20 protein-coding genes and 1 pseudogene are annotated in these 17,781 nt (G+C 61.3%); 13 read left to right on the top strand and 8 right to left on the bottom strand.

Features of this window, described 5'->3' with window-relative positions; translation table 11 throughout:
- The 9 genes and pseudogenes from AAFN84_RS21760 to AAFN84_RS21800 form a co-directional block, all read left to right on the top strand.
- Positions 1 to 1,137, top strand: coding sequence for an NAD(P)/FAD-dependent oxidoreductase (locus AAFN84_RS21760; RefSeq protein ID WP_347516800.1), 1,137 nt, complete (start codon positions 1 to 3; stop codon positions 1,135 to 1,137).
- Positions 1,131 to 1,424: a hypothetical protein gene (locus tag AAFN84_RS21765; protein WP_347516801.1), complete on the top strand. Its 294-nt coding sequence runs from the start codon at positions 1,131 to 1,133 to the stop codon at positions 1,422 to 1,424. Before AAFN84_RS21760 ends, AAFN84_RS21765 begins: the two co-directional genes overlap by 7 nt.
- 29 nt (positions 1,425 to 1,453) lie before the next feature.
- Positions 1,454 to 2,485 carry an ABC transporter substrate-binding protein gene (locus AAFN84_RS21770; protein ID WP_347516802.1) on the top strand — a complete coding sequence of 344 codons (1,032 nt, stop codon included), beginning with the start codon at positions 1,454 to 1,456 and terminating at the stop codon, positions 2,483 to 2,485.
- Between the two features lie 19 nt (positions 2,486 to 2,504).
- The gene (locus AAFN84_RS21775) at positions 2,505 to 3,587 is read left to right on the top strand and encodes an ABC transporter ATP-binding protein (protein WP_347516803.1); all 1,083 of its coding nucleotides are present in this window, start codon (positions 2,505 to 2,507) and stop codon (positions 3,585 to 3,587) included.
- Positions 3,584 to 4,483, top strand: a complete 900-nt coding sequence (locus AAFN84_RS21780) for an ABC transporter permease (protein ID WP_347516804.1) — start codon at positions 3,584 to 3,586, stop codon at positions 4,481 to 4,483. The genes AAFN84_RS21775 and AAFN84_RS21780 overlap by 4 nt, the downstream gene beginning before the upstream one ends.
- Positions 4,476 to 5,300 (top strand): ABC transporter permease, encoded by an 825-nt coding sequence (locus AAFN84_RS21785; protein WP_347516805.1) that lies wholly within the window; start codon positions 4,476 to 4,478, stop codon positions 5,298 to 5,300. Before AAFN84_RS21780 ends, AAFN84_RS21785 begins: the two co-directional genes overlap by 8 nt.
- Before the next feature lie 215 nt (positions 5,301 to 5,515).
- The gene (locus AAFN84_RS21790; protein WP_347516806.1) at positions 5,516 to 5,905 is read left to right on the top strand and encodes a Rid family hydrolase; all 390 of its coding nucleotides are present in this window, start codon (positions 5,516 to 5,518) and stop codon (positions 5,903 to 5,905) included.
- A 22-nt stretch (positions 5,906 to 5,927) separates the two neighbouring features.
- Positions 5,928 to 6,965, top strand: coding sequence for an Ldh family oxidoreductase (locus tag AAFN84_RS21795; RefSeq protein WP_347516940.1), 1,038 nt, complete (start codon positions 5,928 to 5,930; stop codon positions 6,963 to 6,965).
- Between the two features lie 257 nt (positions 6,966 to 7,222).
- Positions 7,223 to 7,423: pseudogene (locus AAFN84_RS21800) on the top strand (transposase); the annotation flags it as partial.
- Between the two features lie 339 nt (positions 7,424 to 7,762).
- On the opposite strand, the gene AAFN84_RS21805 reads toward AAFN84_RS21800, so the two are convergent.
- The 6 genes from AAFN84_RS21805 to AAFN84_RS21830 all read right to left on the bottom strand — a co-directional run bounded on the left by AAFN84_RS21805 (position 7,763) and on the right by AAFN84_RS21830 (position 12,841).
- Positions 7,763 to 9,163: an FAD-containing oxidoreductase gene (locus AAFN84_RS21805; RefSeq protein WP_347516807.1), complete on the bottom strand. Its 1,401-nt coding sequence runs from the start codon at positions 9,161 to 9,163 to the stop codon at positions 7,763 to 7,765.
- Positions 9,164 to 9,229: 66 nt separating this feature from the next.
- Positions 9,230 to 9,793: a DUF308 domain-containing protein gene (locus tag AAFN84_RS21810; protein ID WP_347516808.1), complete on the bottom strand. Its 564-nt coding sequence runs from the start codon at positions 9,791 to 9,793 to the stop codon at positions 9,230 to 9,232.
- Between the two features lie 60 nt (positions 9,794 to 9,853).
- Positions 9,854 to 10,432, bottom strand: a complete 579-nt coding sequence (locus AAFN84_RS21815) for a TetR/AcrR family transcriptional regulator (protein ID WP_347516809.1) — start codon at positions 10,430 to 10,432, stop codon at positions 9,854 to 9,856.
- Positions 10,433 to 10,529: 97 nt separating this feature from the next.
- Positions 10,530 to 11,060, bottom strand: coding sequence for a VOC family protein (locus tag AAFN84_RS21820; RefSeq protein WP_347516810.1), 531 nt, complete (start codon positions 11,058 to 11,060; stop codon positions 10,530 to 10,532).
- Between the two features lie 11 nt (positions 11,061 to 11,071).
- A complete protein-coding gene (locus AAFN84_RS21825) occupies positions 11,072 to 11,965 on the bottom strand; it encodes an alpha/beta hydrolase (RefSeq protein WP_347516811.1) in 894 nt (297 codons plus the stop codon).
- Between the two features lie 51 nt (positions 11,966 to 12,016).
- Positions 12,017 to 12,841 carry an oxidoreductase gene (locus AAFN84_RS21830; RefSeq protein WP_347516812.1) on the bottom strand — a complete coding sequence of 275 codons (825 nt, stop codon included), beginning with the start codon at positions 12,839 to 12,841 and terminating at the stop codon, positions 12,017 to 12,019.
- A 280-nt stretch (positions 12,842 to 13,121) separates the two neighbouring features.
- Between AAFN84_RS21830 and AAFN84_RS21835 the strand changes: the two genes are divergently transcribed.
- Positions 13,122 to 13,982, top strand: a complete 861-nt coding sequence (locus tag AAFN84_RS21835; RefSeq protein ID WP_347516813.1) for a LysR family transcriptional regulator — start codon at positions 13,122 to 13,124, stop codon at positions 13,980 to 13,982.
- On the opposite strand, the gene AAFN84_RS21840 is transcribed toward AAFN84_RS21835, so the two are convergent.
- Both AAFN84_RS21840 and AAFN84_RS21845 read right to left on the bottom strand, forming a co-directional pair.
- The gene (locus tag AAFN84_RS21840; protein ID WP_347516814.1) at positions 13,977 to 14,585 is read right to left on the bottom strand and encodes an alpha/beta hydrolase; all 609 of its coding nucleotides are present in this window, start codon (positions 14,583 to 14,585) and stop codon (positions 13,977 to 13,979) included. The two genes, AAFN84_RS21835 and AAFN84_RS21840, sit on opposite strands and share 6 nt — an antisense overlap.
- A 63-nt stretch (positions 14,586 to 14,648) precedes the next feature.
- Positions 14,649 to 14,951 carry a hypothetical protein gene (locus AAFN84_RS21845; RefSeq protein WP_347516815.1) on the bottom strand — a complete coding sequence of 101 codons (303 nt, stop codon included), beginning with the start codon at positions 14,949 to 14,951 and terminating at the stop codon, positions 14,649 to 14,651.
- A gap of 331 nt (positions 14,952 to 15,282) precedes the next feature.
- Here AAFN84_RS21845 and AAFN84_RS21850 point away from each other — a divergent pair, with 331 nt between their 5' ends.
- From AAFN84_RS21850 to AAFN84_RS21860, 3 genes are all read left to right on the top strand, one after another.
- Positions 15,283 to 15,618 (top strand): LysR substrate-binding domain-containing protein, encoded by a 336-nt coding sequence (locus tag AAFN84_RS21850; RefSeq protein WP_347516816.1) that lies wholly within the window; start codon positions 15,283 to 15,285, stop codon positions 15,616 to 15,618.
- A gap of 298 nt (positions 15,619 to 15,916) precedes the next feature.
- Complete coding sequence (locus tag AAFN84_RS21855) at positions 15,917 to 16,876, top strand: AraC family transcriptional regulator (protein ID WP_347516817.1); 960 nt, start codon at positions 15,917 to 15,919, stop codon at positions 16,874 to 16,876.
- A 302-nt stretch (positions 16,877 to 17,178) separates the two neighbouring features.
- Entirely contained in the window at positions 17,179 to 17,781 is a 603-nt protein-coding gene (locus AAFN84_RS21860) for a hypothetical protein (RefSeq protein WP_347516818.1), read from the top strand.

Below are 17,781 nucleotides of genomic sequence, written 5' to 3' on the forward strand. Positions count from 1 at the left end.
ATGCGACAGGTAGAAATTGCAGGCGGCGGCATCGCCGGATTTGTTGCGGCCATTTCGTTTGCGCGGAACGGCTGGAAAGTCAGGGTGCACGAAAAGAGCGACCGTCTCCGGACGGCCGGCAACGGTTTCGTCGTATGGGCGAACGGCCTCCGCGTGCTGGGCGCCCTCAAAATAGCGCCCGACATCGACAAGGTCGGCAACCAGATCAAGACTTGGGATGTGCGGAACGAAGCCCACGGTCTCCTGAAGCACTACGACATGCCGAGCGCCAATGGTGGCCGGGCAGCGATCTTCACACGTCAGGAACTGGTCGACCTGCTCTCCGCCACCGCGGTCGATCTCGGGGTCGAGATTTCGCTGGGGTCGAGTGTGGCCGGTGTTACGGCAGAAGGCCAGATGAGCTTCGCCGATGGCAGAACAATCAGCGCCGATCTGGTCGTGTGTGCCGATGGCGTCTTCTCGAATACGCGCCGCTCGCTGCTGGGAGATCTACCGATTGCAAAGCACCGCAAGGGAGCGATCCGGATGCTGCTTCCCTCGAATCCTGACCAGTTCAGCGAGCGTGACCGGCATCACGCGACCGAGTTCAACCACCCGGAAGGACGCCGCGCGGGCATCATTCCCTGTGCGGGCGGTCTGGTCTACGTGATCCTCGTCTCCATGATGACCGACCCGGCGGCGCACGCCGTGCCCATCGACGTCGACCATTGGTCGAAAACGTTCCCATCCTTGGCCACCTATTTCAAGCAGGCTGGCAGCCTCGGGCACTTCGACCAGTATTTTTCGGTGTCAGCGCCCACTTGGCATCTCGGCCGATGTGCCGTGATCGGCGACGCTGCGCACGGGATGACGCCGGCGATCGGTCAGGGCGCTTGCTCGGCGATGATGTCGGCTTACACGCTCGGCCATACCGACTTTGGTGCCGGCGCGGTGGAGGATGGTCTCGCGCGCTGGGAAGCCAAGATACGGCCGCTTCTGGACATGGCCCAGGAATATTCCCGCGCGACAACTGCTGGCCTGACGGATCCCAACAGCCACAACCTGTTCCTCAGCGATCCCGCCATACGGCCGATGTACGAGGCCGATATTCCCGCTCTTTATGCACGAGCAACATCACCGGAGAAAGAAAAGTGCTGATCTCGGGTCCGTCTGTAGACAAATATGATGCAGTGTCGGATTTCGCTGCAATTGCCAGCGATCAAGCCGATATCGACGCGCATGCGCGATTCCCCGATCACGTCGCGAACCTGATCCGTATCCGCGACATACTCCTCGCCAGGCGGCGACTTTTCGCACAGGACGCCGCCGCATACCCCGTCGTCACGATGGGACGCGCGGGCGACATCATCACCGTATCCCGCATGCTGACCGAACTGGACGGCATTATCGAGCAGGAAAAGCGGCTTGCATCAGAGCCGGCATAATCGAACATCCAAGAACAAGGGGAACTGGCATGAAAAACATACCATTCGCATTTGCATTGTCGCTTTTGCTCGTCGGCGGCACTTCAGCTTCGGCGGACGAGGTCACTTACGCGGGGCCTGGCGGGCTCTATCAGGAGCTGATGAAGAGCACGACCTTTGATCCGGCAAAGGCAAAGTACGGGCTGACCGTCAATCTGGACAACATCAAGTCGATCGCGGACGCCAGGATGCAGGTCCAGTCCGGCAATCCATCCTGGGATATCGTCGAGGTGCCCGAGCAGCAGTGCCGTTCCGCAGAGGCCGCCACGCTCTTTGAGGATATTGACTACAGCCTCGTGGCCAATGCGGCCGATATGCCTGAAAATCTCAAGGGCAAGAACTGGATCGGCGGCTTTACCCGTTATGCGATGGTTCTCGTTTGGAACAAGAAGACCTATGGCGACAACCCGCCAAGCAGTTGGGCCGACTTCTTCGACGTCGAGAAATTCCCCGGCACGAGGGCGATGTACAACCAGCCTCGCATGATGGCTGAGCTTACGCTTCTCGGCGATGGCGTGGACAAGGCGACGATGTATCCTCTCGATGTCGACCGCGCGATCCAGAAGATGGAAGGTTTCCGCAAGAACATCACGGTGTTTTACGAGACCTACGGCCAAGCCACCCAGCTTTTGGCCAACGGCGAAATTGACATGATGGCGCTTACCAACGGCCGTGCGTCGGCCGTCACCGCCGAATACGATCATTTCGCCTACACGCTGAACGAAGGCATCGCGGACAATGGTTGCCTGGCCATTCTCAAAGGTTCGAAGAACCGGGAAGCGGCCATGAAGGCGCTCAATGCTTTCATCGATCGCGAATTCCAGGCCAATATCGGTGCCCAGTCGACCTACGGGCCAGTGAACCCCAAGGCGTTCGAGGTTGGAACGATTTCCGCCGACAAGATGGCTCTGCTGCCGACCTATGCTCCGGTACTTGAGAAGATGCTGCTGCTGGATGCCGGCTGGTGGGCGAAAAACGAGGTGGACGTCGTTCCCCGCTGGTTGCGAATGATGCAGAAGTAATATGAGCGGAGTGCAGCACGTGGACGTCCCCCTTTCCGCCGGAGGCGTGGAGATCACTGCGCGGGATCTGGGCAAGCGATATGGGGGCGTCTCGGCATTGTGCGAGACCACCCTTGATATCCCTGCCGGCGAGTTCCTAACGCTGCTGGGGCCCTCCGGGTCCGGCAAGACGACGCTCCTGATGATCCTGGCCGGGTTTACCCGGCCAGACAGCGGGGAGCTGTTCTTCGGGGACCAGCCTGTCCACCGGCTGCCGCCACACAAGCGCAACGTGGGCATGGTGTTCCAGAACTATGCCCTGTTCTCGCACATGACGGTTGCGGAGAACATCGCCTATCCGCTCCGCATACGCGGCGTCGGCCGGGCGGACTGCCAGAGGCGGGTCGCCGAGGTCCTGTCGCTCGTTCATCTGGAGGGTTTCGAAGACCGACAGATCAGGCAGCTTTCGGGAGGGCAGGCACAGCGTGTCGCCTTGGCGCGGGCGACGGTCTTCAAGCCGAAGATCCTCCTGATGGACGAGCCATTGTCCGCACTCGACAAGAAGCTGCGCGACCAGATGCAGGTCGAGATCCGGCGCATTCATAACGCGCTCGGCGTCACCACGATCTATGTGACCCACGACCAGCGCGAGGCGCTGACCATGTCGGACCGGATCGCCGTTCTGAACAGGGGCGCGATCCAGCAGCTGGGCACGCCGAATGAAATCTACACTTCGCCCAAGACCGCGTTCGTTGCTGACTTCATCGGGGGAAGCAACATCCTGCCACTGGCGCGGAATGGAGATGGCGTGACGTTTGCGGATCAGGACATCCTTGCCTGCAATTCGCTTCCCGATGCGGAGCCGCTCTACCTCGTAGCACGACCCGAAAAGCTCCTTTTCGCGTCGTCAGGCGAGCCGACACTGGATGCGAACCGGTTCTCGGCCACCGTGACCAACATTTCATTCGAAGGGGACAGCTATGCAGTCACGGCGGCTCTGACCAATGGCCGCGAAGTGACTGTCCGCTGCACGACCACGATAGGCGCACTCCCGAAACAGGGCGAGATGGTTACCTTGGAGCTCGCAAGGCAGGACGCACTGATAGTCAGGGGCGATACATGAGCGTTGCAGCGGGCGCGTCGGATGCCATTGTGCCGTCGCAGGCGAGAGCCGACGGCCATTCCTCTGCCTGGGCGGCGCTAGCCTTTCCGGCCGTCCTTATCGTCGTCGGCGCGCTGGTCATTCCCGTTCTCGTGATGGTGCTGCTGTCGTTTGTCGACAGCTCGGGCTCGATCAGCCTCGCCAACTACTGGCTGCTTATCTCGGATCCTTCACTTCCCACCGTCATCGAAACGACTGTGAGCATCGCGCTCTGGTGCACCCTGTTGTGCATCCTGCTCGGGACGCCGGTCGCCTACCTTCTGTCAGAGCTTCCGCAAAGGGTCGCTGGCCTGCTCCTCATCGCGGTGCTGCTGCCGTTCTGGACGTCGCTGCTGGTCCGTACCTACGCAATGCTGCTGCTCCTGCAGCGCCGCGGCCTCGTGAACGAGACCCTGCAGTCGGTCGGATTGACGACGGAGCCGTTGCAACTCGCCCACAACATGACCGGGACCGTGATCGCCATGACTCAGATCATGCTGCCCTACTTCATCCTGCCGCTTTATGTGAGCTTCAGGCGGATCGATCGCGGAATGATGAATGCCGCTGCCGGCCTCGGGGCAACGCCCGTCCGCGTCTTCTGGACAATTACTCTGCCGCAGGCGCGCAGTGGCCTTCTCGCCGGGGGCTTCCTGGTGTTCGTCCTGTGCTTCGGCTTCTATGTGACGCCGGCGATCCTCGGCGGAGGTCGGGTGATCATGATGGCGCAGGCCATCAACACCTATCTCGGCCTCTATCCAAACTGGGGAGCAGCGGGCGCGCTCGCGACGGTCCTGTTCCTTTGCACCCTGCTGACACTCGGCTTCATGCGGCTGTGCATGGTCTATCTCACCCGCAAAAGGACCAGCTCCCGTGCTTAGCAATGAACGACAGATATCTCATGGCAGACGGGCCTGGCTGTATCTCTGGACCTCGGCGGTGCTGGCATTCCTGGTGGCTCCCAGCCTCATCGTCATCCCAATGTCGTTCAGCGCATCGAACCTGCTGGAGTTTCCGCCGTCGACATTGTCGTTGCGCTGGTATGCCAGCTACTTCTCATCCAGCGAATGGATGCGCGCCACAGCCATCTCGCTGAGCACCGCTTTGCTTACGGTTCTTATCGCAACACCGGTCGGCTTTCTGGCTGCCTATGCCGTTGCGCGCACGACGCCCCGGTTAGGTTCAGTCGCTACTGCCATCATAGTCCTGCCGACAATACTGCCGCATATCGTCGTTGCCGTCGGCATGTTCTTTGTCCTGTCCTGGGCCGGACTGATCAACACGATCACGGGCCTGACGATCGGCCATGTCGTCGTCGCCTTGCCCTTCGTGTTCGTGGTCATGCTGGCCGCCCTGAAGAGCTATGACTTCAGCCAGGAGAAGGCCGCGGTCAGCCTCGGCGCTTCGCAGTTTCGTGCCGTCATCGACATAACCTTGCCCCAGCTGAAGATGTCACTGATCACAGCTGCGCTGCTGGCGTTCATCTCATCCATCGACGAAGTCATCATCAGCATGCTGGTGTCCACGGGAAGCGCCTCGACTTTGAGCCGCAGAATGCTCGTGTCCCTGACCGATGTGATCGACCCGACGATCGCTGCGATTTCAACGTTGTTCATTCTGGTCACGGTATCAGTCATTGTCATCGTCCAGCTCACCGGAAACCGGTCTGCACTGGTACCGGGGGGAACTGAGCGATGACCCGAAAGCCATCCCAGACGGACATGCCTGCCGGCCCGGGCCCAGAGCCACTGCCTTCCTTTGATCGTGATGGCAGGGGTGTCGGTCACCTGCCGCTGACGTCGGTACAAAGTATCTCGACCTTGCTTGGTCGGACCGGGCGCTGCCGTTCTCCAGAGACGATGAAGTCTGACGAGTTGGTCATTCTGCCAGCCAGAGAATGAAGAGAGTTGAGAATGATGACACCCAGCGCACAGGACATCAATACGTCGCTGATCAGGAGGTTCGGCGTTGGCAAGCGCGGCAGTCTCGCTGTGACCGCCAACGGTCTGGGCGCATTCGCGGTCACCCCGGACGCCCCATACGATGGCGGGCTTACAACGGCCGTGCAATTCTCCCAGCTTCTCTCCAAAGCCAGGGGACGGCTGGACGAGATCGACAGCGGCAAGGACAGGCTGATGTTTGCTGCAATCCTGCTGACGGACATGAACGATCTGGACGCGGTCAATGCGGTCTGGGACAAGTGGGTATCTGACGTCCAGCCTCCGGCACGGGCCTGCTTCGAAGCGAGACTTGCTCATCGCGACCTCAAGGTCGAGATGATCGTGATCTGCGTGGCCGACTGAGGGGAGCATGTCCATGGCGACAATGACCGACCCTTGTGTCGTCACTATCGACGAACTCACCTCAAAGGTGAACGCCATCTTCCGGAAGTCGGGGCTGACCGATGCAAACGCGGCGGCACTCACACGGGTGCTGATCGCCGGCGAGCGCGACGGCTGCAAGTCGCACGGCATCTACCGGATCGAAGGCGCGCTTCGGACGATCAAGGTCGGCAAGGTCCGACCCGATGCGATCCCCCGAATTCTCCCATCGGACGGGTCGGCGATCGTGCGTGTCGATGCCGATGGCGGTTTTGCCAATGCGGCCTTCGAACTGGGCGCGCCGGCCCTTGTAGAGATGGCCGAGCGCTACGGCATAGCATCGCTTGTCATCAACGACTGCTGCCATTTCTCGGCGCTATGGCCGGAGATTGAGGCGCTGACGGAGAATTGTCTTGCCGGGCTCGCCATGTGTCCCAGCTACGCGACCGTCGCGCCGACGGGAGGCAACAGGCCGCTTCTGGGCACCAACCCTCTCGCCTTTGGATGGCCGCGGCCCGGCAATGACCCGTATGTCTTCGACTTCGCGACATCTGTCGCTGCGCGTGGTGAGATCGAACTCAAACGTCAGGCAGGGGAGCCATTGCCGGAAGGCTGGGCGATCGACGTTGACGGACGTCCCACGACAGACCCCGTGACGGCTCTGGCCGGCGCTATGTTGCCCTTCGGCAGCCACAAGGGTTCGGCGATCAGTACGATGATCGAACTTCTCGCCGGCGTGATGATCGGCGACCTGACGAGCCCTGAAGTGCTGGATTTGCTCGGAACGACGACGCTGGCTCCCTTTCATGGGGAACTCATTGTCGCTTTCTCACCACGGGTCTTTGCATCTGGCCGGTCAGGCGATCCGTTGGTCCGGGCGGAAACGCTGTTCGACGCGATACTTGGACAGGGAGCCCGACTGCCATCGCAGCGTCGCTTCGCCGCGCGCGCCGCCTCACTGGCCGGAGGGATGAGGATCAGCGGTCGCGAGATGAAACAGCTGGATCGCCTGGTTGAACATGGGCTTGACGCGATCTCTTGACGCCTTCAACGCCGAGGGAGCTATCCGATGAGCTATCACGTTCCCCATTTGCCGGGCAGGACGCGCCCAAGTCGACTTCAGTTGCTTCAAGTTACGTCATTTGGCGACAATAGCGCAGTCAGAGACACCTCGTATTTAAACGTCGGCTTGGGAGCCGATGGTGTCCCACCGCGTGGTGAAACTGGCTAGCGGTGGTCATCGGCGCTTTCCGGTAGGGTCTGGTTGTCAACACCAACCCCAAACTTGAGAGACCACCGATGACCGACGCCATGATGAACCTGCGCGCGTTCGTGGAGAAGACCCCGGACGCCGACTTGCTGCGCGAGATGATCGGCTTCGCCGCCAAGAAGCAGATGGAGATGGAGGTGGGCGCTGCAACCGGCGCCGGCTATGGCGAGAAGTCGCCGCTCAGGACAGCCCAGCGCAACGGCTACCGCGACCGGGACTGGGAGACGCGCTAAGGGGCAAGTTCGTCACGGCAGTGCCAGACTGCTATCTTTTCGTTGCCATTGACTGGACGTTCAATTTCGCCTTGGTCCAGTTGGTCGAGAACGCCAGCCGTGCGCCTGCGGAAGGTCCTCCCTTGTTGCAACCAGCCGACATGAACCTTCCGGTAAACGTCGGCTCTCAGGCAGCGTCACCTTCAGGGTGAACGGCCAGAATGGGGGCGCAATGGCGACGGGCCGCTACGACCCCACTCCGTCCACTCGGCGGATGGATTGATATGCAGCTTTGGGCGGCGGCAAGGCCCGTAGTCTCGGCACGGTGATCGACGAAGAGAGCCAGTCTGACGGCTATCACTTCGGTGCAAGCCCCAGCAGTAGTGTTGGCACGAGCTCCGACACTGTCGGGTGAATTGGAACGGCCCACCGGAGCACATCCACGGGCTGATCAGCATTCATAATATTGAGAATGCCATGTATGGCTTCGTCACCGCCGGTGCCAAGGATAGCCGCACCAAGGATGCGGTTGGTTTCAGCGTCCGAGACGACCTTCATGAACCCGCGCGTTTCGTCTTTCTCGACAGCACGACCGACAAGGCTCATCGGGCGCTTGGAGTAGAGAAGGGGGCGCCCGATCTTTTCCGCTTCCGCGTCGGTCATGCCGACGCGACCGAGCGGCGGGTCGATGTAAAGTGCATAGCCGAGAAGGCGGTCGCTGACGTGGCGGTCGTCGCCATCGAGAAGATTTGCGGCGACGATCTCGAAATCGTCGTAGGCGGTGTGCGTGAAAGCGCCTTTGCCGTTGCAATCGCCCATCGCCCAGATGCCGGGCACGTTGGTTTCGAGCCGACTGTCGACGGTGATGTAACCGCGCTCGTTCGTCGTGATACCGGCATTTTCGAGCCCGAGATCATCGGTGTTCGGCTTGCGGCCGATGGCGATCAAGACATGGCTACCGACGACCGGGGATCGATCGGTTTCGCATTCGACTGACACGGCGATGCCTGCTTCGTGCTTGTTTAAGCCGATGCAGGTGACGCCCGTACGCACCGTAATGCCTTCGGCCTCGATGATTTCGCGCACGGCTTCGGAGACGTCCTTGTCTTCGCGAAAAATCAGCCGCTCGGAGCGCTCGATGATCGTCACCTTAGCGCCAAAGCGGCGATACATTTGCGCGAATTCCAGGCCGATATAGCTGCCGCCGACAATGACGAGATGCCTTGGCAGTTCTTCGAGGGCAATGATCTTCGAATTGGTGAGATACGGTACGTCCTTGAGTCCGGGCATGTCCGGAATTAAGGCGCGTGCTCCAACATTGAGGAAGATTTTGGGAGCAGTCAGTCGCTCGCCGTTAACGGCAATAGTTTTCGGTCCGTCAAAGCGGGCATGGCCTCTGATCAGTTCCACGTTCGGCATGCTCGCGAGCCAGTCTTCGTTGTCCTTGCGCGAGTCGAGAATGACTTTTCGCGCGCGGGCGGCGACGGCAGGCATGTCGATTGTGACATCGCTGCGGGAGAAGCCATAGTCGCCGCCGCGACGGGCTTGATGGGCGGCATAGGCGCTGGCGACAAGAGTCTTGGTGGGTTTGCAGCCGGTGTTGACGCAGGTGCCGCCGACGAAGTCACGCTCGATGATCGCGACCTTCATGCCTGCATCATTGAGGCGTCCTGCAAGAGACGGCCCGGCCTGACCGGCGCCGATGATGATCGTATCAAAGCTGCGCAGGCCCTCAGGCTGTTGCTCGGTGTTCGACATGACGCTCTTCCCGATTGCTCTTGAGTCTTGAGGCTAAGCCAACTTCCATTGGGCCGGAAGTTAGCGTCAGGCACTCTGCGGCGTGCGCTTGCTGAAGAGGAGGGCGATTGCCGAGACCAAAAAGTAGATGGCGCCGAAGGCGGCATAGCCGGCCAGCGTCGGAGCGATGGCAGGCACGGTTTGCAGGGACTGGAAGACGAAGACGGCCCCTGCCAGCGCAGACTGGGCGCCGCTCAGCACCATGGCCCATTGTGCGCCGGCGCTCTTCCATCGGCGAACGGCGGTGCTCAGCTGCAGAAGACCGGCCAAAATGGCCCAGGCGCCAAAGACGGTCAGCACGGCGTTGAGGCTCATCCCCAAGGCAACGAGGACAGCTAGGGCGGTTATCGTGCTGACCGCGACGTTGATCGCTTGCGTGCGGTTGTCGCCAAGCCCGCCATTGTGATTGGCGTCAAGGTAGTTAGCGGCAGCGTCCCAAGCCGGATAGATCACGAGAAGCGCCGCACTGAGGGCGGGCACCTGCTGACCGACGGTGAGGATGGCAGCCACCCAGGCGAGCGAAAAGGCGGCGCGGCCAAAATAATAGCGGGCGAGCCAGTGAATCTGATTGATCGAAGCAATGTTTGCCATTTTGCTTATCTACTAGTTGGTAGGTTGATAGGGTTAGTTTGGTCGAGTTAAGGCGAAAGGCTAGCTGGCCATTCGTGCAAGAAGCGCGGTGGTGATGGTACCGAAGAGCTCGGGATCACCGCCCACACGTGCTGACAGCATCCCCCCATGCACTGTTGCCATGAATGCTTCCGCTTCAGCGCCGGGCGTATCGGAAAGGTGAAACGCGCCGCTGTCTGCGCCGCGCTCCAGGATTCCGGTCAGGAATTTCGAGAGCGTTTCAAAGTGCAGGCGCACTTCGGTAGCGATCTCAGTGGGTAGGACAGGCAGCTCACCGGCAAGCAGGGCGCATATGCAGATGGGCGCGGTGCCATCGAGCAGGCACTTTTGCCAGTACCCCAGATAGAGCCGCAGCTGCTCGTGCGGATTGCTGGTCACGGTCTCTACTTTTATGAAGCCTTCCCGTGCATCAGCGCGATAGCGGCTGATCAGGGCCCGGACCAATTGGGCCTTGCTGGGGAAATGATGATGGATGCTCGCCTTTCGGATGCCCACCACTTCAGCGATGTCAGCGTAGCTGAAGCCATTGTACCCGCCCTTCATAATCAGGGACTGGGCGCAGTCCAGAATGTCGCTAGCGGTGGTCGTCAATGTGCTCATGGCGTTTAACTACCTACTGGTAGGTAGTATGTCAAGGGATGACTTGATGTTTCCGGCCGAATGAGGTGACCAATACGGAACCTTCATCGCTGCTTGCTCAGTCACCGTCCTGCCACCTGCGCAGATCCGTCAGGTCATGATAGCCCATGCGATCCGGCGTAGTGATGAATTCGATCGTCGTGCCCCAAGGCATGCGGCAATAGCAGACCCGGTTCCCGGGACCCTTCTCGGTGGCATAGGGGATGGCGCGGGGCGCGGTGAGAGGCGTGCCTCCCGCCTTTTCGAAGCGCTCCACTGACGCTTCGATATCGTCGGTGTAGAGAGCGAAGTGCGTGATGCCGAAGTCGCTCGGGCGGACCGGCTGGGCCTGCTCGGGGCCATGCATTTCGAAGAGCTCGATATCGGGTCCGGTTCCGATCTTGACCATCGCCTGCGCACGCACGACCGTTCCGGGAGCGGCACCGACGGCCCGCTCGAATTCGGGCCCCTGCCGGGGGCGATCCTGCGGTCCAAAGGACTGGTAGATCACCTGACCGCCGAAGGCTTCAATGAGGAATGATTTCGCTGCTTCGATGTCAGGCACCGTAATGCCAATGTGATTGACGCCGCGGAGGATGGAGGCGGTCATGACGGATCCTTTCAAATCTTTTCGCTGCGCCCGGCCGACGACGCGGGAGCAATGTTCCGACTGGTCTTGAGGAAAGCGATCAGAGCGGCTGCCACCTCTTCGGGCCGTTCGTCCGCGACGTAGTGGCTGCACCGTGCGATCGAGCCGCCCGTCACATGGGTGGCGAACTCTTCGAGCATCGACACCATCTGCGGGCCAAAGCGCTGATCCCCGCCAAGGCCCAGAACCGGGATGTCCAGTGGCCGCCTCTTGTAGTCGAGCGCGGCCGCATGATCTGCGCCAAGCGTGCGATACCATTCCAGGCCGCCGCGCGTGCGGCCAGGAAGCGCCATCGCCTTCACGTAGATATCGATGTTCGCCGGATCGAAGGTGCTGTGATCGTAGAACCGCTCCGCCATGAAGGCGGCGACGTATTCATGTTCTCGCCCATGGATCAGGCACTCGGGCAGATCCCGGTTCATGTGGAAGCCGAAGTGCCAGAGCTTCGCGATCGTGGCCTCCCATCTGGTCCAGCCCGGAAGCGGAACGTCTAGGACGGCCAGGTGGGTGACGGACTCGCGATAGATGGCGGCCAGCGGCACGGCGACCATTCCCCCGATGTCATGGCCGCACACGGCGTAGCGCTCATGGCCGAGGGCGATCATCACCTCATGTGCGTCGCGCGCCATCGTCGCTTTGTCGTAGCCACCCTGCGGGCAGTCGGAGAAGCCTGCACCGCGCAGATCGATGGCCACCACGCCAAAGTTCTCTGCCAGCAACGGCATCACGCCATGCCATTCCCACCAGGTTTCCGGCCAGCCGTGAAGCAGGAGGATCGGCGGGCCTGAGCCTCCCGTAACGGCGTTGATCCTGATGCCATTCACCGGCACCAGTTGCTGGGTAAACCCCTTCAAGGCTGCGATCATGATCGCCTTCCAGACGGATATTGAGGTGAAAACCGAGTTTTCGGCCGGCGGTCAGGGCTGGTCGAAATCGGTGGCGATCGCGATGTCGCGCCAAGCGTCGATATCGCTGCGGAAGGAAGCCAGCTTGCGCTCGGAGACCGCGTGCGCGATCGGGCCGAGCGGCAGATGAAGCGGGGCGTCATCGGCGTCGACCGCCTGAAGGATTACCGCGATCGCCTTGTCGGGATCGCCCGCCTGTTTGCCGTCGTTCGTCTCGCGATAGTGCTTGCGTGAGCTCGCGGCGTATTCCCGCATCTCATTGGCTGCCATCGTGACCGAACGGCCAAGAAAGTCGGTGCGGAATGGCCCAGGCTCAACGATCAGCACGCGGATACCGAACGGCTCCAACTCGTCGGCGAGCGCTTCGGAAATCCCCTCCACGGCAAACTTCGCGGCGTTGTAATAGCCTCGACCGCTGCCGCCAGAGATGCCTGCCACGGACGACATGTTGACGATCGTTCCGCCTGAACGTCGCAGGACCGGCAGGGCGGCTCGGGTGGTCTCGATCAGACCGAAGACGTTGACCTCGAACATCGGGCGATATTCCCCGGGCGTGCCTTCCTCGATCGCGCCGAGGAGCCCGTAGCCGGCATTGTTGACGAGAATGTCGAACCCGCCGAACGTCTCGACGGCCTTCGCGACCGCAGCCTTGGCTGCCGCAGCATCGGTCACGTCGAGCGGCAGGGTGATCAGGCGGCCGTCGAAGGGCTCGGCCATCTCCACGATCGCCTCGACATTGCGGGCCGTCGCGACGACCCGATCGCCGCGCCGTGCCGCAGCGAGCGCGAGCCGATGGCCGAAGCCGCTTGAGCACCCCGTGATGAACCATGTTTTCATAACTTCCACTCCGCGTCAGAAGGCGCCAAGGTCTCGGCGCCAGATACCGTTACATCGGCCATGATCGACCTTTCGGTCTTGCCAAGGCCTGCCCGTTTGGCTTCGTTGAGCCCGTTGCAGACAGCCTTCGGCACGCCTTCGATCTCATTGCCCGGCCTCAAATGTGATCCACAGAGGGACACCATCAAGCCGATAGTGGAAATCTAGGTGTTTGGATTTGTTCTTAAACTAAAGATTCTGTACTCTCGGCGTTCAATTATGTGCGGGCGGGTCAGCAACGATGGAATGGAGTGACGTTCGGATTTTTCTGGCCATCGCGCGCTCGGGTACGCTCGGAGGCGCTGCGCGGTCTCTCAAGACGAGCCACCCCACCGTCGGCCGGCGCCTCCGCACATTCGAGCAGTCAATCGGCCACACGCTCTTTCAGCGCACCGCGAACGGACTCGTTCTGACCGAAGAGGGTCACGGGATCATCGCGCTGGCGGAGCAGATGGAGGAAGGCGCGCTCGCCATGGAGCGCCGTCTTGCTGGGCAGGAGCAGGATCTCAAGGGCAGTCTGCGGATCTCGTCGGCGGACTGGTTCGGGGCATATGTCCTCCCGCCGATCCTTGCGGATTTTTCGAAGAGCTATCCGAAGGTGGACATCGAGATCCTCACCGGCACGCGCCTATTCAATCTCGCCCAGCGGGAGGCCGACGTGGCCTTTCGTATCGTTCCGTTCGACGCGGCCGACGTCGTTCAGCGGCGGCTCTTCAGGCTCGAATACGGCGTCTACATCGCCGAGGATGCGGCCGATCCCGAATTTGGCGACGGGACCGGTTTCCGGCTGATCACCCATGACACATCCACTGGCCAGTTTCCCGACATCGCCTGGCTCGTAGAGAGTTTTCCCAACGCGAGACCAGTCCTGCGATCGAACAACCGCAACGTCCAGGGGCGCATGTGCAGGGAAGGCGTCGGCATCGCCGTCCTGCCCCGCGTGGTCGGCGACCAGATCCCAGGTATCCGCAAACTGCACCTGCCGACGCCGCCGCCTGCGCGCGACATCTGGATGGGATATCACCGAGACCTACGGCGTCTTCAGCGACTTCGCGCGTTCATCTCGATTTTATCGCACCATCTAGTAAATGCGCCGTCATGACGTGCAGCGACAATCTTCGCTGGAACTCGTCTGTCCGCTCCCCCCTTGGCATCGACCCACTCTAGGTACCGAAGTCGGCGGCCGCGACAAGCGGATTTTGTCGGTAAAGGTCCTATAGGATTGTGGAACCCGCTGCGCATAGGCGGCCTGGGATGCCTCGACGGTCATGTCGTTGGTCAAGGCCTCGCGCCAGATCGGAAATGGCATCATCACCGTGCCGTCGTGCTTGGCCATCTCGTCGAACATTGCAAGAAAGAACTCCGGGACGAGGTCATTGAGGCTCTCGCCATCATTGGGCACGAACGCGTTCCAGTAGACCAGCCGCCTGATGGTGCCAGGCGGCAGGCGATCGGCGGCGCCGGTAATCAGCATGCCGCCATAGCTGTGCCCGACGAGAACGACATCCTGCAGGGCTTCTCGGCCAAAGAACTCGATGATCGAATGGATTGCGGCATCGAGGTCCGTCTGCGGGTCATCGCCGAGGCGATTGCCGGCTGCAGTCGGGGTGTGGACCTCATGCCCGTGGGCAGAAATCTTTTCGGCAACTGCCAGCATCAACTCGCCGGTGTGCCAGGCTCCATGCACGATAACGAAGGTCGCCATTTCAACTCCTCATGCGTTCAGGCCCGGTTTGGAGGCCGCGCTTGAGGATATCGGCACGCTCGGTCATGTTGGAAATCGAATGATGGTATGGAGCCGATTGATCTGATGAATATCGCCTCGCTCGATCTCAATCTGCTGCGCGTCTTCAACGCCCTGATGCAGGAGCGGAGCGTCACCCGCGCCGGCGAACGCATAGGTTTGAGCCAACCCGCCGTCAGCTCCGCCCTTAACCGGCTGAGGCACCTGGTGGGCGATCAGCTCTTTATCCGCGAGGGCAACACGATGGTGCCGACGTCTCGGGCGCTTGCTCTCGGGACTGCTATTGGGGAGGCCATGGCGAGCATCGACACAGTATTTTCCGAGCACTCTGTGTTTGATCCCTGGACGGCAAGGAGGGTCTTCCGAATTTTGGGTTCGGACTATTTTTCCACCATGCTGATGCCGGAGCTTTCGCGACGCGTCCTTGCGCAAGCACCAAACGTCCTCCTTCAATTTCTCGATGGCGGTCCGCGGGCCATGCCTCACGTCCTGTCGGAAGGAACGATCGATCTGGCGCTCTCGCCGCCGGTCAGCACGCCGGAATGGGCAGCCTTCCAGTTCTCTTCAACTCCCGTCTCGTCATGGTGGCGAAATGCGACAACGCGGCACTTGCCGAGGCTGGTGTCGAAGCGGGAACTGTCGTGCCCCTGGACCTGTTTTGCAGGCTGCCTCAGGCGATCTGCTCACCGACGGTGGGCTCTCGACCGCGACCGACGAGGCGCTCGCAGCGCGTGGGCGCAAGCGACATATCTCCCTGACGATGCCGCATTTCCACGCGCTGGCTCTGGCCATCGCAAAAGGCCATGTCGTGGGATCGCTCCCGGTGCAATTTGCAGAAGCCACGGCTCGTTCCCATGGCCTGGAGCTCTATGAACTCCCCGTTGGCGGCGAGGAATTGGCTATGGGTATGTACTGGCATCGCCGCTATGACGGCGACAGCGCGCATGCTTGGCTGAGGAACGAGGTGCGTGCCGTGCTTGAAGCACAGCCGTGAGTCACCAGTCCTCGCGCGAAATGGGCAGGGGGTTGCATACTAGGCGCAATATGGGTGCGACTCCGGACATTCCGGTTCGGGCGTCGAAGATCGTAAAGCTGACGTTGCGCGTGGAGTCCACAATACCACTTGCAATCTAATTGCCACTGGTAATGCCGTATCCCGCATCGCCAAGCCTTCTTGCCTTGGGGGTAAAATGACGTCGCAAAAGGCCCTGAGTCTCGCTCGCAAGGTCAATTTGTTGCCTTGGTGAAACCTATACGGCATATTCGATTATGGACATCATTCTTGGAAGCGCATGACATTACTATCGATCCGTTCGCAGGACTTCGAGATTTCCCGGCGCATCGAGGAATTTCAGAATGTGGTGTCGGCGATAACCCGGGTCGACTTCATGCCTGACGATCTGGAGTCCTTCCATTCCGAGACCGAGATCGGCGTCCTGCAGAACCTGATCGTCGGATATGGCCGACATTCCATTTCGACGGCCGTGCGTACGATTGCCCATGCCGCCGACACAGACGACACCGTGATGTTCCACATTCCGCTTTCGGGAAGTTGTTCGATCGAGCAGCAAGGCGGCGTGCGCACAGAACTGAGGGCCGGTCTCGTCTATGCCGATCCCGGTGATGTTCCCGGTGTCATCAGGTTTCATGGCGAACCCACGGAAGGGTTCTACGTTTCGGTTCCGCGCGTTCATCTCTCCGCAGCGACCCTCGGACTCAACTCCATGCTGCGCGGCACTGCGCCGCTGACGCCTCAATGGAGGCTGTTCTTCAACTACGCCCGCAGCCTGCACCAGGAACTCGGCGCCCTGACACCTTTCGACGCCGCGCAATGTGCGTCGCATGTGCAGGATCTTGTGTTGATGGCACTCGGCGCGACACGCGAGGCAGCCGAGGTCGCGGCAGGCCGCGGTGTGCGGGCGGCACGGCTTCGGGCCGTCAAGGAGGACATCGAACGTCATCTGGCCTCGCCGGATCTGACGGCGGACGCGATCGCGAGCCGTCACGGTATCAGTTCCCGTTATATCCGCTCGCTGTTCGAGGCTGAGGGCACCTCGTTCGGGGATTTCGTTGCCACGCGGCGTATGGCGCGGGCCCACCGGATGCTGAGCGACCCGCTTAGCGCAGGCATGAGCATCGCCAGCATAGCGATGAACGCCGGGTTCGGCGATCTCTCCTGGTTCAACACGCGCTTTCGCCGGGCCTACGGCATGACGCCCAAGGACGTCCGTTTCCTAGCACGCCAGCGCTGAGCAATCCGCCTCGCGTCTGTTCCGTTCTCCCAAATTTTTCCTGCCTCTCTCCCCAAGACGGGTGAGGCCGGCCTGCTTACCTTGCGAAACCGGCAATGCCCGGCAGTCAGGTGCGGTCGGCTTAGCCCGTTCGCAGTCCTGATCGACGCCGCCGTTTCATGCGGCCCGCATTCGTGGGTCGTGATGTCGACGGGACGACAGCTGCCAAACGAGGACGAGGAATGATTTTCAGGTCGGGGAATGCCCTGCGCGATCTGCGGGCTGTAGCAATCGGATTGTTCAGCTGTCTGGCGACGACCGCCATGGCCGTCGAGCCGCAGGCTGACTTCGTGTTCGACGCGCTTGGCCCGGTGGCCTGCGAGATACCGCCGGCGGGCTTCGACATCTCTCAGTTCAGGGCGTATGCCGAAAACAAGGCTGATGCGCACCTGGTTCGGGGTGAGATCGGCGGTACTCTTGCCACCAGCTTCGCCGGCGGCGGGCTCTACGGTGCCGATGACGCAGGCGGTTTCGTGGTCGCGGTACAGGGCATGCTGTTCGACGACGCGCCCGAATTGACCATGCTGTGCATGGTTCTGGTGCGGGTCGGCGAGAGCGACGACACCGCCGGTCCGATCGTCGGCGAGGTCGGCCTGGATGCCGCTGCCGATGGCTCCTTCCTGGGAGTCTTCAAGCTGGTCCGGCGCAACGCAGATGGCGTTCCGGCGACCGTTGCCACCGGCAGCGTCGAGAGCGGCACGGCCAGCTTCGTCATGTTCGGCGGCATACTCGTGGACGGGTCGATCGCGGTCGAGGGCAGCTACACGCCGCAAGACGCAGCCGAACCGCTGCCGTTCAGCGCCAGCATCGCCGTCCCCCGCGCCGAAAACGTGATCCGCCCGGCCCTGAGACTCAGCCGCTACTGA

This window comes from Mesorhizobium sp. CAU 1741 (assembly GCF_039839275.1).
GTDB lineage: Bacteria > Pseudomonadota > Alphaproteobacteria > Rhizobiales > Rhizobiaceae > Aerobium.

Bases quoted from the DNA above. Each gene is read 5' to 3' on its own strand.
- AAFN84_RS21805 (WP_347516807.1), bottom strand. From the start codon at position 9,163: ATGTCGAACACCGAGCAACAGCCTGAGGGCCTGCGCAGCTTTGATACG.
- AAFN84_RS21780 (WP_347516804.1), top strand. From the start codon at position 3,584: ATGAGCGTTGCAGCGGGCGCGTCGGATGCCATTGTGCCGTCGCAGGCG.
- AAFN84_RS21820 (WP_347516810.1), bottom strand. From the start codon at position 11,060: ATGACCGCCTCCATCCTCCGCGGCGTCAATCACATTGGCATTACGGTG.
- AAFN84_RS21855 (WP_347516817.1), top strand. From the start codon at position 15,917: ATGACATTACTATCGATCCGTTCGCAGGACTTCGAGATTTCCCGGCGC.
- AAFN84_RS21795 (WP_347516940.1), top strand. From the start codon at position 5,928: ATGACCGACCCTTGTGTCGTCACTATCGACGAACTCACCTCAAAGGTG.
- AAFN84_RS21835 (WP_347516813.1), top strand. From the start codon at position 13,122: ATGGAATGGAGTGACGTTCGGATTTTTCTGGCCATCGCGCGCTCGGGT.
- AAFN84_RS21770 (WP_347516802.1), top strand. From the start codon at position 1,454: ATGAAAAACATACCATTCGCATTTGCATTGTCGCTTTTGCTCGTCGGC.
- AAFN84_RS21815 (WP_347516809.1), bottom strand. From the start codon at position 10,432: ATGAGCACATTGACGACCACCGCTAGCGACATTCTGGACTGCGCCCAG.
- AAFN84_RS21760 (WP_347516800.1), top strand. From the start codon at position 1: ATGCGACAGGTAGAAATTGCAGGCGGCGGCATCGCCGGATTTGTTGCG.
- AAFN84_RS21830 (WP_347516812.1), bottom strand. From the start codon at position 12,841: ATGAAAACATGGTTCATCACGGGGTGCTCAAGCGGCTTCGGCCATCGG.
- AAFN84_RS21860 (WP_347516818.1), top strand. From the start codon at position 17,179: ATGGCCGTCGAGCCGCAGGCTGACTTCGTGTTCGACGCGCTTGGCCCG.
- AAFN84_RS21810 (WP_347516808.1), bottom strand. From the start codon at position 9,793: ATGGCAAACATTGCTTCGATCAATCAGATTCACTGGCTCGCCCGCTAT.
- AAFN84_RS21840 (WP_347516814.1), bottom strand. From the start codon at position 14,585: ATGGCGACCTTCGTTATCGTGCATGGAGCCTGGCACACCGGCGAGTTG.
- AAFN84_RS21825 (WP_347516811.1), bottom strand. From the start codon at position 11,965: ATGATCGCAGCCTTGAAGGGGTTTACCCAGCAACTGGTGCCGGTGAAT.
- AAFN84_RS21790 (WP_347516806.1), top strand. From the start codon at position 5,516: ATGATGACACCCAGCGCACAGGACATCAATACGTCGCTGATCAGGAGG.